The organism is Spirosoma flavus, from assembly GCF_054778555.1.
In genome coordinates this window covers 365,360-381,024 of the sequence record NZ_BAAGZL010000006.1, presented here as the reverse complement: position 1 = coordinate 381,024, position 15,665 = coordinate 365,360, and the positions used below count along the sequence as shown (strand labels likewise).

Below are 15,665 nucleotides of genomic sequence, written 5' to 3'. Positions count from 1 at the left end.
CTACCTTTGACTGGACATTAAGTTAAGTGTGATCTAACTTAGTGAACCATGAAAACAAAGAGACAGTACGACGACGAATTCAAAAAGACGGCTGTGGAGCTATCAGTGGCAAAAGGATCGCTGAAAGCGACTGCTGAGAAGTTGGGAATAACCCCACAAATTCTGACCCGGTGGGGTAGTGAACGAGTAGTTGCTCAAGGCTCCCCAGCCGTTAGCCGAACTCAGGTAAGCCAGGAACAACAAGAAATAGTGCGGCTGAAAAAGGAACTCAAACAGGCTGAATTAGAGCGTGATATTCTAAAAAAGGCGGTCGGCATCTTCTCCAGGGGAGACGGGAAATATTCGGATTTATAAAGGCGCACCAAACCGAATTTCCCGTTGAGACGATGTGTAACGTACTGAATGTAAGCCGCAGTGGGTATTATTATTGGCTAACCTAACGTCCCACCAAAAGAACAAAGGAGAATGAAGCTCTTATCGTACTAATAAGTGATTCATTTACAGCCAGTAAGAAGCGTTATGGTAGCCCAAAGATTACACGAGAGCTGAGGGCCAAAGGCATAAAGGTATCTCGGCCCCGCGTAGCCAGACTAATGAAGCAGGCTAATCTGAAAAGCGTCATTCAGAAAAAGTATGTAGCTACTACTACAGATTCAAAACACAACTACCCACTAGCAGAAAATCATTTGAAGCGCCAATTTAAACCCATAAAACCGGGCCAGGCTTGGGTTTCGGATCTGACATATATCCGAACCGGTGAAGGCTGGCTGTACCTAACAATGATTATGGATTTGTATGATCGGAAAGTGATTGGCTGGGATTTAAGTAAATCGATGAAGGCCGCTGAAACAACCATACCAGCCTGGCAGATGGCGATTAAAAACCGGCCAATTGAACGCCAGTTGATCTTTCATTCGGATCGAGGGGTTCAGTATGCCTGTCATAGCTTTACTAGACTGCGGAAAAAACACCCAATGGTTGTGCAAAGTATGAGTGGGAAAGGTAACTGCTGGGATAACGCTGTGGCGGAGAGCTTTTTCAAAAGTCTCAAGTCGGAGTTGGTCTATCAGCATGATTTCCAAACTCAAGCCACGGCTAAACAGGCAGTCTTTGAGTACATAGAGATCTGGTACAATCGCCAACGAAGGCACTCAGCATTAGGCTATCTTTCCCCTTTCGACTATTATAACAGTCAATATCAAAATGTTGCTTAGAGATTTGTCCAGTGTTTTGTTGCAAATCCATGGACCAGTACGTCAATTAATGCTGTACATAATCGGTAGGAGTCTGATGATAGAACTCTCTAAAAAGCTTAGTAAAATAAGAGGGTGATTCAAAGCCTACTTTATAAGCTGTTTCCGATACATTGTACCCTGCCCGCAGTAGATCAATGGCCCGCCGGAGCCGGTACTGGCGCATAACGTCATGGGGAGATAATTGCAGCAGGCTCTGAAGTTTACGGTGCAGCTTCCGGCGGCTCATGGCTAACTCTTCGGCCAGCCATTCAACACTCAACGTTGAATCATCAAGTCGTCCTTCTAATAACTGATACAACCGAGTCAGGAACTGGTCTTGAACGGTTTCCTGTGGCTCCGTTTCCTGAGCAGGTTGATTTTGAGTGAGTTGCCGTCGATACGCTTCCCGCAGTTTGTCCTGTCGAGTCAGAATATTCCGTAAACGCAAACGTAATTCACTCATGCTAAAAGGTTTAGTCAGATAATCATCAACTCCTGAACTCAATCCCTGCAACCGCTTCGTAGGATCATGACTAGCGGTTAATAGTACAACGGGAATATGATCGGTTTCAGGATTAAGCTTAAGTTGTTCGATCAGCTCATAGCCATTCATGCGTGGCATCATCAAGTCCGTCACGATGATGTCAGGCATTTCGTCTTTAGCGATTAAATAGCCATCATACCCATTGGCTGCCGATCGAATCCTGAATGTGGTGACTAATTCAGTCGCCATAAACTCCCGCAGTTCGGAATTATCTTCGACAATGAGCAGCAAAGGGGAAGCTTCGGGCTGACCAAGTTCAGGTTCATCGGTTGAATCAGGCGATGGATATGAAATTTCTTGGATAGAATGGGGTTTGGCTGGCGGTATCAGTGGGGTGGACTCATGCTCCGCTGTTGCCAGTTGTACCGGAAGCTCTACCAAAAAATTGATTCCTGGCCCTGCTTCCTGGGGATATACCCGAATAGTTCCCCCCAATCGAATCACTAGCTCGTTTACTAATGCCAAGCCAATACCCGTGCCTATGTGCGTTCGATTGGGGGCCTGATTAGTTTGGTAAAAGCGGTTGAAAATATGAGGAAGTTGCTCGGTCTCAATACCAATCCCGGTATCACTAACCAATAGTTGAGCCGTCGTAGATGTTGGCGTCAAACCAAACCAGGAGAGGCTAACACGAATGCTTCCTGTTTCCGTAAATTTGATGGCATTCGCTAGCAGATTGTACAGAATCTTCTCCCACTTATCCGCATCGAATAGGTAGTTGCCCGGTGGCAGATCTGTCTGATACGTTAAGGACAATTGTTTTATATCCGTAGAGGGGCGAAACAGATCAACGATCTGCCCAACAAATTCGGGCAGATCTCCAACCTCGTTGACCAGGTTCATTTGCTGGGCTTCGAGCTTGTTAATGTCCAGTAATTGATTGAACAACCGTAATAGCTGACGGGCGTTACGTTGCACGGTGGCTAACTGGTATTGGTGGGCAGGAGGTAGCTCGGCAGTCTCGAGTAGGTTATCTACAGGGGAAACAATTAATGAAAGAGGAGTACGAAGCTCATGGGTAATGTTGGCAAAAAAACGCGTTTTCATATCGTCCATCACCTTTAATTCAACCATTTCGCGTTGTTGAGCGGCTGAGTGAATGGCTTTGTCCAGCGTTTTTTTGAGGTCGGAAAACTTGATGGGCTTCGTCAGAAAGTCAAAGGCCCCTTCGTTCATGGCGGTACGAATATTACTCATGTCCCCATAGGCCGTGATAATAATCGTTCGGAGAACGGGATTAACAAGAGGCACTTTGGTAAGCAGGGTCAACCCGTCGACGCCGGGCATGTTAATATCGCTAAGGAGAACGGCAATATCAGGATGTTGTTCCAGGATGGTTAAGGCTTCCTGGCCGTTTTTAGCAAAAAGAAATTCGTAGGTTTTGGTCTGTATTTGTTGGCGAAACTGCTGACGGAAAAGATCTTCCAAATCGGTTTCATCATCGGCCAATAGAATTTTGGTTGTCATTAAGTAGTAAAGTCACGGTTAGGGAGAGGGTAACAAAAATAATCGAGTTTATGAATATGACAATCATTTCATGAACAACAGCGGGAAATTTTGTTAGCTGGCCAGGCTTTACGTAACAGGAATATGAACACTGAACTCTGTTCCCTGATTCTGAGTACTTTCAACTAGTAATTTACCTCCGTGCCCCTTAGTGATAATATCATAGCTCAACGAAAGCCCTAGGCCGGTTCCTTCGCCCGTCGGTTTAGTGGTGAAGAAGGGCTGGAAGACTTTGGCTTTAATGGATTCTGGAATGCCAATGCCGTTATCTCGTACCCAAATGACCACATAATTCGATTCACGTGTTGTACAGACTTCAACTTTTGGCTTGTAATCAGGATCATGGTTTTGCTTTGACCGCTCCGAAACTGCGTGGAAAGCATTGTTGTAGAGATTTAGTAATACACGTCCAATTTCCTGAGGGGCTACCGTTACTAGTTCCAGTGTCGGATCAAACTTGGTGATTAACTCGCAGTTGAATCGATCCGTGGATGCATTTTTATCTTTAGCTCTTAATCCGTGGTAAGCAATTTTGAGATATTCATCGGCCAGTGCATTGAGGTCGGTTGGTCGCTTCTCTCCTGAATCAGTACGGGAATGTTCGAGCATGCCTTTGACGATGCTACTGGCCCGCCCACCGTGATGGTTGATCTTTTTGAGGTTGCTGGTTAGGTCGCCGAGGATTTCGTCGGCATAGTCTTTTTCGTCGTCGGGTAATTTCTGAAACGGCCCCTCTTTCAATTCGTCAATAAGTTCAGTGGACACTTCGGAGAAGTTGTTAACGAAGTTCAAGGGATTTTGAATTTCATGGGCAATACCTGCTGTTAACTCACCTAGACTAGCGAGTTTCTCTTTCTGGATGAGTTGAGTCTGCGTGATTTTTAGTTCATTTAAAGTTTCTTCTAGATAATCGCGCTGGGTTTCGATCTCTTCCTTCTGTTGCTGAACCTCGTTCGTCCGTTCGGCCACTTTCTCTTCCAGCCGTTGGTTTTCTAGTCGCAGGACCCTTGAACGGTATTGGATATATGACCAGATTCCTCCGGCCAATACTAATACGTAGAATAAATAGGCCCACCAGGTACGCCACCAAGGGGGACGTATTGTTATCTGTATACTAGTTCCTTTTTGATTCCATACTCCGTCAGCGTTGGCGGCTTTGACCTGAAAGGTATACGTACCGGGTTGTAAATCCAGGAATCTGGCCTGCCGGGTTGTTCCTATCGCCACCCAGGCTGTGTCAAGGGGAGCCAGTTTAAACGCGTATTGTGATTCGTTACCCCGACTATAGCTGAGGGTGGTAAATAGAAAGGTAAGGTCAGTCTGGTCGTGAGGTAGGGTAATTTCTTTAGTGACCAGAATATGACTGGGTAGCTGACCGTCAGAGCCAATTGTGGCGGGCTGACCATTAATGAGCAGGTCGGTTAATACTACGGGGGGAGCAAGCGTATCATCGTCAATATGCGCCGGGTCAACCGTTACAATTCCCCGGTTTCCGCCAACATAGAATAGATTCGTGTGGGTTTTACAAATACGATACGTTTCCACGCTGGGCAATTCATTGCGTTGAGTGAAATAACGGAACTGCTCAGTTTTTGGGTTAAACCGGACTAAGCCATTTCCCGTACCTGCCCACAGGTTTCCTTTGGTATCATATTGGAGAGAATATACCGTATTATTCGGTAAGCCATTAGCCCGGGTATAGTGTTTATGTACCTGTCCGGTGTCGTCCAATAGCCACAGGCCCGTTCCATAGTCCGCTACCCAAAAATAATTGGGTCGGGCATCGTCTAAAATGCTTTGAATACTCATCGCGTTTGTCATTCCCTTGACATCAGCTAAGTAAGCTTTTGTTTCACCTGTTTTCGGATTCAGCATCTGTAACCCACCCATGAAGGTACCTATCCAAAGGCGCTTTTGTGCGTCTTCCCGGAGCGATAAGGCCGCATCACTAGACAAGCCTCTGAGTTGCCGTTGACGAGCCAATTGACTCACGGATTCACCTTCTGAAGCCGACACGGCAAAGCACTGAATCCCCCATAACTCAGGATGATAAGGTGGGCCTGGCTCCCAGTGTCCATACGCGTAGGAATTACTGGAGCGATAACGTAACTGATATTTACCCGCCTGTAGATGAATAATCCCAATCTGATTCCGGTTTCGCCCAGGCATGCCATCGCCTGCACTCTGCTTATCCGTCATTTCCCAGAGTCGTTTGCCCCGCTCGTCTTCTAGCCAGCCGTAATCGAGCGCACCTGTTGACCCCCATTCACCTGCACCGACGATTAGTAACCGGGTCGACTGATTCAGGGTAAACTCAACCGTTTTATTGACGTTGTTGCCTGGGTGCATGATAGAGGCTACTTTATCCTTCAGGTTCATCAATGGCTGAATGCGGTCGTATAATGCAGTGGGATAGGTCGAATCGGCCTTGTAGTAGTGAGTAAAGGTTTGACGGTCAGGATCAAACTGGTTAAGTCCTTCAAGTGTCCCAACCCAAATGGTGCCATCCGAAGCCGGAAACACAGAACGAATCCCACCATCTGTCAGGCTGTTGGAACGGGTATGATCATGGCTAAAATGGGTAAATGTTCCCCGTTTCCGGTCAAGTAGATTCAGCCCTCCTTCCCAGGTCCCAACCCATAATCGGCCCTTTTTGTCTTCGGCAATTGCCCAGACATTTCCCTTACCAATGGATGTTGAGTTTCGGGGATCATAGCGGTAGCTTGTCTGGCGGCCCGTTTTTTGATCAAATCGATCTAAGCCCCTGGGTGAGCCTATCCAAAGAACGCCTGGCTCCGAGGGAGCCTCATAAATCGCATACGGCTCAAGGGTTTGTATCGAATTAGTTGCCTCCGTAGAGGTCGAACCAACTCCAATGGATAATGGTGTGAATTTAGGGATTCGACTCTGTTTATAAACCCCACTGTTAGCCGTCCCTATCCAAACCAATCCTGTTCGGTCGGCCAGAAACGAGACGATGTTATTGCCAGCCTCTATTCCATCTGGGTCATTCGTTTCCAGGTAGCGCACAAACTGCTGGCGACGGTAATCGTAATAGATAAGTCCCTCGCTGGACTTAAACCACAGATCACCCTCTGGCGTTTCGTGAAGAAATTTAAGCAGGCCAGGATTGGGCGAGTTAGGGCCGGTAGAGCTAGATAGAAAATGCGTAAACTGCCCCGTTTTGGGGTCCAGTCGGTCTAGCCCCTGATAAGTAGGCACCCACACTAGCCCGTCACGACCGATATGAACCCGCGTTACTGAGTCAGATCGAAGACTGGACGGATTTCGGGCGACATGTTTGAACTGAGTAACCTGGCCGGTTTTAGGATTTAGACGAAAAATACCCGTACCATATGCATAAGAAGATAGATAAAGTTGACCATGCTGGTCCTCTGCAATTCCAGTGATTCGCTGAAAGTCAGTGGCTATGGCAAGACTTGCCCGAGGCATAAATTGGTTAAATTGATCAGTTTTCGTATCAAAGAAGTGCAGCGTATTCTGAGCATCGCCCTTAGTGGTGACCCAGATCGTACCAGATTGAGTTTCTAGAAAAGCGAAGTGATTAATGCCGTTCGTGTTGCTTAAATAAACCGTATTGCTGGCTAAACCCTTAGGCTCTTTGGGGTTCCGCCGACCGGTGCCCGACCGAAAATAAGTCCAGGTAGCTGTTTGAGGATGGAGTCGGTTGAGCGTCATCTCATCTCCGCTAATTGTCCAGATGTCGCCCCGGCGATCTCCATAGATGAAATGGACAAAATTTTTCGAGCCAAGAGGCTCTAAGTTTTTTCGAGGGTATTCGATGAAGCGCCCTGTGGATCGTTCGAAGCGAACCAAAATTTCTGCCCCAATCCATACATCCCCATTACGATCTTCATAAAGGGCTTCTACGCTTCTACCCCGAAAACTATACTTGTTTTTGGGATTATACTGAAAAACGGCCATTTGCGTCCCATCATAACGCGCTAGACCGTTGAGAGTGCCCATCCAAATAAAACCCAGATGGTCTTGAATCATGCAGGTGACCGAGTTTTCGGGTAATCCATCAGCCGCCGTCAGGTGCTCAAAGCGAATACGTTGAGGCAGTCCAGCAGCTTGCTGAGCTAATCCGCTGGAGTGAATCGTAAAGCTTAGTAAAAAGAGGAAGAGTAAACGAATAAGACTCATGGGTGTATAGAAGCAGGGAAGCCATCTCGCGAACGCGCGTATGCTACGCCAAGATAAGCAGTCGAGCATAGTGAAACTATACCGTTTGGGACAAAAGATATAACGTTTGAGACAGGTTGTCCCATTTCGAGTTATGCTCAGAGCGGTAGCTAATCACCAATCGGATTAATTACCGCTCTGAGCAAGGACTACTGCCTTAAGGATATTTCTTCTTTTACCAGTTACCAGACCTGCGCCTGATTAACTTCTGGTTTTGGCCGGTCTGTACGTTAAAAGCCTAATAGAACGGCTCAAAATTGGCCGACGGACCATTTATCCGGAATTTATCGGGTGAGTGAGGGTCTTTGGTGATACAGGCATCCATGTCGCTCTTGTTCCTTAGTTGGTGCTTGTTCAGCAGCAGGTCGACTACCTTAAGCTGAACCCCATCCAACTGGTTAAGCGGGTAATTGTGGTAGAAGAATACCTCGCTACCAACATTACTTTCCATAGTAGGTGACCGTCTTGGGGCTACGTAGCATTATGGAAATGAATATGCGGTCGTAGAAGTGCCGAATAGTGAAAGGGCGAAACCAGATCAGATTGATAAGCCAGCCGACCGCGATTAGCAGAATCAGTAATACCGTGCGGGAAACCCAGAATCTCCCGGTTCGTTTCTTGGTAGACATGGGAAAATAGGTGTTTCTTTTATCAGCTCTTCACTGTGGAGATCGGCTCGGACGCTCTACGGGTAAATGTGAAATTACCGTTAGACTGGATGGTTGAGATAGTTGCTACGTTACCCTGCTCGTCTACCTCAAAATGGACGTAGTAATTCGGCTGATGTTTGTTAGCAAATACTTGATTGCCCATAAACTCCAGCTCATAATCGGGCTGACCAGACATAATCAGGTAAAGTGTTTTTTCGCCCCGAAGCTCGATCCGCGCGATCAGGCCATTAAATTCATATTCACCTACAATTTTTAGGAGCAGACTTGCGCTTAGTTGGTTGCTGGACGTATGTCGGGCAAAAGCAAGCGGTTTATTGGCCGATGGTTCCAGATACGTAGTGGCATTGCTATCAATGTCGCCAGCCAGATTGGTGGTGGGTTGAAAGCGTTGGGGATGTTGATACGTTGTATTGACTCTTTTATCGGTTTCTAAAAGTTGGAACGTATCATCGTAATTATAATCAAGCCAGTATTTATGGGTCGGCAACAGTGACAAAAGCGATGAATTGTTGTCCGGCTGGACGCTATATTTTCCGTAACTCTCATGGATATACGTATCCGTATAATCAGCTGGTCCAGGCGAAGCTTTAGTGCTACGTATGCTGTTGACTAATCCGGTAAAGTGATCAGTGGGAGCGGATTCACGTTGCTGAGATGAGGCTGCGAATGTGGTCATTACGAGACCGGCAAGGAGTAAGTGCAGGGACTTTTTCATGGTATTAAATGATTAGGAAGATGGTTAGAAAATCAGCTTTTGAACTGATTCAGTACATGCGTTGAACTTTCACTACGTAAGGATGGAATCAGTTTTGGCAATAGGTCTGCTATGCTGCGATACGTATCGCGGCAAAAATTGAAAAGCATGCGGGTGGAGCGCACTATTTGCTCAATTTACTGGTAGACGACGGTTTAGGAGCCGCTTTTGCCTGTAATGCCGTTGATTTTTTCACGTAGCAACCTTGTCTTTCAACGAGAGTGCTTTCGTGAACTGAGACGGCGTTGGCGGTGTATTTACGAGCTATCAGATAATCGCCGTAAGTATGTGCTATTCCGGTAACTTTCCGGGATGTGTATCCGGCTTTTACGTTTTTCCTTGAGAATTTTTGACTCGATAGTTTCGATTTGCCCAAGGTCGATCTGTTTGGCCGATTGGGTCAATGCCAACGGGACTGTTATCGAGGAAAGAATAAAAAAGAGGAAGGCAGAACATGGTTTCATGGTAGAAGGATGGTAGCAGATGCGAATTGGCGATGACTTATTTATTAGCCAAAATTAAAAGGCCCAAACAAGGAGCGCTATCTCGTTTGGGTCATAAACTACCCCGTTTGGGACAGTAGGTATTTTATAGCTAATTCAGTTATAAAGCTCGCTAACTTATGACAGGCAAGTGGATTATAAATTCCGTTCCTGCTCCTGATTGGCTTTCCACGCCAAGTGTTCCTTTATGTCCTTTGGTGATAATGTCATAACTGAGCGATAAGCCCAAGCCGGTTCCTTCGCCCGTTGGTTTAGTGGTGAAAAAGGGCTGAAAAATCTTGGCCTTCACCGACTCGGAAATACCCGTGCCGTTGTCCGACACGCGAATGACCACCTGATCGAATTCCTGCTTTGTACTAACCGTGACCGTGGGCTTGTAATCGGGATCACTGGTTTTCTTTGCTTTTTCGGAAAGGGCATAAAAAGCATTATTGTAGAGATTCAGTAAGACTCGCCCAATCTCCTGAGGAGCCACAGTCACCGGTTCCAGAGTTGGATCAAAATGGGTGACTAGCTCACAGTTGAACTCTTTGTTCTTTGCTCTCATGCCGTGGTAAGCAATCTTGAGATATTCATCGGCCAGCGCATTGAGGTCAGTGGGTCGCTTCTCTCCTGAATCAGTACGAGAATGTTCGAGCATACCTTTGACGATGCTGCTGGCCCGCCCGCCGTGGTGACTAATCTTTTTAAGGTTGCTGGTCAGATCGCCGAGAATTTCTTCGGCGTATAGTTTCTCGTCGTCGGGCAGTTTTTGAAACGGCCCCTCCTTCAACTCGTCGATTAGTTCAGTAGAAACTTCGGAGAAGTTGTTAACGAAGTTCAGTGGGTTTTGAATTTCATGGGCGATTCCGGCGGTTAGTTCACCCAAGCTGGCGAGTTTCTCTTTTTGAATGAGCTGTGCTTGTGTAGATTGAAGTTGGACAAAAGCATTTTCGGCTTTATGTCGCTGATGGTCAATTTCTTCCTTTTGCCGATGCAACAAATTATTTGCCTTTTGTTTATGTTGGTTATTTCGATAAAATATAACAATCAATACCACTGATGAAAATAAGGCAGCAGCGATACTAAATAACCACCAGCGCTGATTTTGATTTTCTTTTTCTTTCAACAATCGTGCTTGTTCAAGCCGATTTTTTTCTTGCTCACTTTTCAGGACGATAGATTGAATTTCCATTTCTGCCAAACGATTAGCAGCATTTCGTTCTTCAATGTCTTTCCGGTATTTATATTCAATCTTTAAAAACTTGTAAGCCTCCAATGGCTTTTTTAAACTGTCATAGTTTTCAAAAAGTAATCGACATACTCTTGGTATAACATATCTGCTGTCCGGGTATGTGTTATAATGGCTGGAGGCATCTTCATAACTTCGTAAGCCATAATTTATACTCTCTTTAAAATTACCCATTTCCCAATAACACTGGGCAATGTACATATTGAAGTAAATAGACAGGCCAGTATAACCCAAAATGCTGTCAATTTTGACAGCCTGCTTAAAATTTGATATAGCCTCTTGATACTTCTGGCTCACCATAAAAATCTGCCCGAGCGCATCATAGTGTTGTGATAAGTCTTTTTTATTTCTATAAGAGTCCGGAGAATTATTTATTATTTTTTCGGCCTTGCCAATATATTGAATGGCCTCTTTAAATCTTTTTAATTTAATTAAGTTAAAAGCCACTTTTTGATAAATTCTTGCTAAATTTTCTTTATCATGTACTGCTTCTACCAGTATTTTTTCCTTGAGAAAGAACTCCAGAGATTTATTGGGCAAGTCTAAAGTATAGAAGTATAGGCCACCTAATCGTTCAAGGATAAGGATACGGAGATGCTGTTCACCTAATCGTTCCAGCAGTAAATTGGCTTTTGAGTTTAATTCAAAAGCGGATGGAAAATCCTTTTTTGCAAAATAAAAATTTGATACCCCTGAATAGATTAAAGCCGTTTCGCGATTATTCGGATTTGCAACTATAAATTTATTTACTTTTTGTTGAGCTAATTTTGATTCCTGTTTCTTGCCACTTCTATCCAAAAAGAAACTTTTATAAGTTAACAGATAATAAGCGGTCGCGGGTAGTTTGGCCTCTTGAAACTTTTCAAATGCTTTATCCAGATAAGGAATACTTTCGCCATCTTTATCTATCATTCGATAATTGTAGCTTATAAGCTGAAGAATATTTGCCGTTATTTCCGCATCAGCATTTTGCTCAAAGTAAGCCAAGGCTGTTTGTAAGGCTTTCATTGCTTTTTCAGCATTTGTAGATTGAGATGCTGGAGCAGGGATTAGGCTAGTTGTAGGAGCATATTCGTGTCTGTCTACATAAAACCAAATTGCTTTATAGTTATAATAAAACCACAAAAAAGAATCTTCATTAAAGTCTCTTAAGGTCAGTAAATAAAGCCCTTCTCCTTTCTCATAATTGAGTTTTTTTGCTAAAGTACGAGCCTCTTTTGTGGCCACTAATCCTCGTTTAAATTGTAAGTCTCTGAAGCAAACATGAGCTAGATTATTGAGCTGTATCACTCGAAGTGTATCGACAGCAGATCGTTTATCTAATAGCTGTTGGATACTATCAATTTTGGTAGAATATGTATTAACGCCCGTCTGCGCCTGTGTATACCTCACGCACAGGAAAACAAGCAAAAACGAAAGGAGATTACTTTTCATTTGAGGAAATATTGATGGGTAATTTTATGACAAACTCACTTCCTTTGCCTTCCACACTTTCTACCTCTATTGTTCCACCGTGCCCTTTCGTGATAATGTCGTAACTCAGCGATAAACCCAACCCAGTTCCCTCACCGGTTGGCTTGGTGGTAAAAAACGGCTGAAAAATCTTGGCTTTTACCGCAGTCGGAATGCCTGTGCCGTTGTCCCGTACTCGTATTACCACGTGATCGAATTCCTGCTTTGTACGAACCGTGACCGTTGGCTTGTAATCGGGATCACTGGTTTTCTTTGCCTGCTGGGAAACGGCGTAAAAGGCATTGTTGTACAGATTCAGGAGAACACGTCCTATGTCCTGGGGGGCCACCTCTATGACGCCTACAGTCGGGTCGAAATCAGTCACCAATTCGCAGCTGAATCGATCGAACGTAGCATTCTTCTCCTTAGCTCGCTGACCGTGGTAGGCTCGTTTCAGGTATTCTTCAGCCAGCGCGTTGAGGTTGACTGATTGCCATTCGCCAGTGCCGGCTCGACTATGTTCCAGCATCCCCTGCACAATGTCGCTGGCTCGGTTACCATGTCGCTGAATTTTCTCGAGGTTAAGCGTCAGGTCATCAACGATTGCGAGTACATCCTCCGTGTGTCCTGTCTGAGCTTCCGTTTTCAGTTCCTGAATCAAATCGATACTGACTTCCGAAAAGTTGGTAACGAAGTTGAGCGGGTTCTGGATCTCATGGGCGATACCGGCTGTAAGTTCACCCAGCGAAGCCATTTTCTCCTTCTGAATAAGTCGATCCTGTGTGATTTTCAGATCGGTCAAGGCATCGGCCAGATGGTTGCGCTGGGTTTCGATTTCCTGCTTCTGGTGGATCACCTCTTCCGTACGTAGCGCTACTTTACGTTCCAGCAGTTGGTTGGCCTGCAATAATTGCCGCGACCGGTAACGTACCAGCGCCCTAACTCCCAGAGCCGCCAGCAGAATATACAAAGTGTAAGCCCACCAGGTGCGCCACCAGGGCGGCAGAACCTCCAGCCGAATTGAGGCTCCCTTCTCATTCCATACCCCGTCGTTGTTCGACGCTTTTACGCGGAAAACATAGTCGCCCGGAGCCAGAAACGAATAGGTCGCCGTGCGCTGTGTTCCACTATATACCCACTCGCTGTTCACGCCTTCGAGCTGGTAAGCGTACCGGTTCTTCTCCGGCGCTACGTAGTTAAGCCCTACGAAATTGAATGTGATTACGTTGTCGCGGTAAGCGAGCGTCAGGGGTGAGGTTGGAAACAGGCGGGTCGAATCCAGCACTCGAACTTGAGTGATGTGTACGGGCGGTTGATAGGGATTGTCGCCAATGTCCGATGGCTGAAACACCACAAATCCATTCGTACAACCGAAGGCCAGCTCACCCGTAGGTGTGCGAGTACAGGCACCGGTGAACGTCTGACTAAGCAGCCCATCGTGGTTATCGAATACCCGAAGTTTGCGCGTAACGGGGTCCAGTCGACACAATTCTTTACCAGTAGCTATCCAGAGCATCCCAGCCTGATCGGTTACGAGGCCAACGACATGGTTATCTGGCAGCCCGTCGTGGATGGTAAAGGTAGAAATGGAGTCCTTTTTTGGGCCGATACGGAATACCCCGCCAATATTCGTCGCTACCCAAATGGCTCCGTCGTGAGTTTCGCAGAGCGCCGGTACGTCCCGGCTGTAGAGAATTTTCTCATTTTCGGCGTGTTGGGGATGATAGCTGATAAACCGACCCGTACGTGGGTCTAGTTTGCAGGGGCCAACGCCCCCGACAGCTACCCAGACGTCTCCGGCCCGGCTCACCAGAATGTCGTTGACCTGACCGCCACCTTTGCCGATGGGGCTATCCTTATCGATTCGGTAAAATACATACCGGCCGTTAGTCGGGTCGAACCGAGCCAGATTTGACAGGCCACCTACCCAGAGCTTCCCCTGATTGTCTTCTTCAATACTGGTGATGGGAAAGCCCGCCGGGTACGACCGAAACTGACCCTTCGTATCCATGGTATATAGGCCAGACGGGGTACCCATCCAGATTCGTCCAGTTCGGTCGCAATGGACAGTCGAAATCTTATCGACGGGTGGATGCGTAACATTTTTTTTCGATGCCAGCACACCAGCCGTAAGCAACTGCGAGGTGTAATTGACGTAAATCTGACGGTCCGACAGATTCAGCCGAAAAACACCGTTAACGTAAGGTTGGGTGGCGTTACTGAACCAGATATTGCCTCGCGAGTCGGATGACAACGTAGTAATATAGTTCTCGAAACGAGGTGTCGCGTTGTGATCTGGAATGGACTGATAAAAGGCAAACCGGGGCGTCAGCATGGAATACCGGTCGATGCCGTTTGCCGTACCGATCCAGAATGAGCCCCGATTGTCGGCCAGCAACGCCCAAACGGCGTCATGACTCAACGAGCCCACTACGTTCGGGTTTTGTCGGTACGTAGTGGACTCGCCGGTTTTGTGGTCGAGCTGAATCAGCCCAAAAAATGTTCCCACCATCAGGTTGTGGTGTTCGTCTTCGGCCAGACCGTGCGGCAATATTTCCAGATTTTTCAGGTATACCTGGCCGGTTGGTACGTAGGTAGTTGCTACGTTGCTCTGGTCTGCCAATGGTTTTTTGCCCGGCAATAACCGATAAAGTCCTTTCTGTTGGGTCGCTATCCACAGACTATTGTCGGCACCGAGATACATTGACTCGATAATGGGCTGCTTTTCGTCGGGGTTAATTCCAAAATAATACGGACTAAACTGCCCAGTACGCGGATTCATTGTGAATAATCCAGTGGAAGTCCCTACCCACAATGTGCCGAAACGATCTTCCTGAATCGACCATACGCGGTCGTCAATTCCCTTGGCAACGGGTATGTCGTAGAACCGATATTGTTTGGTACGGGTGTCGAAGCGGGCTAGCCCCCCTTCCGAGCCGATCCAGAGAAACCCCTGTTTATCTTCAGCAATCGTGTAGCAGATATCGTATGGCTTAAACCGTTCCGATCGGTCCGGGCCAATTCGAAAGTAGTTGATTCGGCCCGTTTGCTTGTTGAGTCGGTGCAGCCCTCCGCCCGGCGTGACAAACCAGATTTCGCCCGACTTCGACTCCAGCATATCCCAGACGGTGTTCAGAGCCATATGGTTGTTGGGATCGGCCGGGTCGGGTTTGTATACCGTGAACGTGTTCCCGTCGTAGCGATTCAGGCCATCATCTGTTCCAAACCACATAAAGCCCTCTCGATCCTGATAAATGCAAAAAAGCCGATTGTGCGACAAGCCTTGCGTAGTACCGAGATGTTCGAATTGTAGTGGATGCTGCCGCAGTGGATGCTGCCCGTGCGCAAAGGCAGAAACGAGTATAAACAGGATAACGACAAGCAGCCGGTAGCAGTATCCACTGGGGTGTTGATTCATGGATTTAGGTGTGAAATGAACCAATCAGCCTGGGGTCAGTAGCCATTCGGCTGATTGGTTCATCAAGTTTAGTACGGGGAATCGATTTATTCAAAAAATCGTCGCTCAATAAAGACTATGAATGGGAGGTACGTAGCATTTGTGT

7 protein-coding genes and 1 pseudogene are annotated in these 15,665 nt (G+C 46.5%); 1 reads left to right on the top strand and 7 read right to left on the bottom strand.

The window, feature by feature from the left end:
- The first annotated feature begins 48 nt into the window (after positions 1 to 48).
- A pseudogene (locus ACYVF1_RS26985) lies at positions 49 to 1,214 on the top strand (IS3 family transposase).
- 46 nt (positions 1,215 to 1,260) lie between these two features.
- On the opposite strand, the gene ACYVF1_RS26980 reads toward ACYVF1_RS26985, so the two are convergent.
- The 7 genes from ACYVF1_RS26980 to ACYVF1_RS26950 all read right to left on the bottom strand — a co-directional run bounded on the left by ACYVF1_RS26980 (position 1,261) and on the right by ACYVF1_RS26950 (position 15,520).
- Positions 1,261 to 3,246: a hybrid sensor histidine kinase/response regulator transcription factor gene (locus tag ACYVF1_RS26980; RefSeq protein ID WP_461084822.1), complete on the bottom strand. Its 1,986-nt coding sequence runs from the start codon at positions 3,244 to 3,246 to the stop codon at positions 1,261 to 1,263.
- 108 nt (positions 3,247 to 3,354) lie between these two features.
- A complete protein-coding gene (locus ACYVF1_RS26975; RefSeq protein ID WP_461084820.1) occupies positions 3,355 to 7,452 on the bottom strand; it encodes a sensor histidine kinase in 4,098 nt (1,365 codons plus the stop codon).
- Positions 7,453 to 7,729: 277 nt separating this feature from the next.
- Positions 7,730 to 7,942, bottom strand: coding sequence for a hypothetical protein (locus ACYVF1_RS26970; RefSeq protein ID WP_461084818.1), 213 nt, complete (start codon positions 7,940 to 7,942; stop codon positions 7,730 to 7,732).
- Entirely contained in the window at positions 7,932 to 8,120 is a 189-nt protein-coding gene (locus tag ACYVF1_RS26965) for a hypothetical protein (protein ID WP_461084817.1), read from the bottom strand. Before ACYVF1_RS26965 ends, ACYVF1_RS26970 begins: the two co-directional genes overlap by 11 nt.
- 22 nt (positions 8,121 to 8,142) lie before the next feature.
- Positions 8,143 to 8,877, bottom strand: a complete 735-nt coding sequence (locus ACYVF1_RS26960; protein ID WP_461084815.1) for a hypothetical protein — start codon at positions 8,875 to 8,877, stop codon at positions 8,143 to 8,145.
- Positions 8,878 to 9,531: 654 nt separating this feature from the next.
- A complete protein-coding gene (locus ACYVF1_RS26955; RefSeq protein ID WP_461084813.1) occupies positions 9,532 to 12,084 on the bottom strand; it encodes a tetratricopeptide repeat-containing sensor histidine kinase in 2,553 nt (850 codons plus the stop codon).
- On the bottom strand, positions 12,074 to 15,520 hold the full coding sequence (locus ACYVF1_RS26950) for a two-component regulator propeller domain-containing protein (protein WP_461084811.1): 3,447 nt from the start codon (positions 15,518 to 15,520) through the stop codon (positions 12,074 to 12,076). The genes ACYVF1_RS26955 and ACYVF1_RS26950 overlap by 11 nt, the downstream gene beginning before the upstream one ends.
- Positions 15,521 to 15,665: the final 145 nt, after the last annotated feature.

Bases quoted from the DNA above. Each gene is read 5' to 3' on its own strand.
- ACYVF1_RS26980 (WP_461084822.1), bottom strand. From the start codon at position 3,246: ATGACAACCAAAATTCTATTGGCCGATGATGAAACCGATTTGGAAGAT.
- ACYVF1_RS26975 (WP_461084820.1), bottom strand. From the start codon at position 7,452: ATGAGTCTTATTCGTTTACTCTTCCTCTTTTTACTAAGCTTTACGATT.
- ACYVF1_RS26970 (WP_461084818.1), bottom strand. From the start codon at position 7,942: ATGGAAAGTAATGTTGGTAGCGAGGTATTCTTCTACCACAATTACCCG.
- ACYVF1_RS26965 (WP_461084817.1), bottom strand. From the start codon at position 8,120: ATGTCTACCAAGAAACGAACCGGGAGATTCTGGGTTTCCCGCACGGTA.
- ACYVF1_RS26960 (WP_461084815.1), bottom strand. From the start codon at position 8,877: ATGAAAAAGTCCCTGCACTTACTCCTTGCCGGTCTCGTAATGACCACA.
- ACYVF1_RS26955 (WP_461084813.1), bottom strand. From the start codon at position 12,084: ATGAAAAGTAATCTCCTTTCGTTTTTGCTTGTTTTCCTGTGCGTGAGG.
- ACYVF1_RS26950 (WP_461084811.1), bottom strand. From the start codon at position 15,520: ATGAATCAACACCCCAGTGGATACTGCTACCGGCTGCTTGTCGTTATC.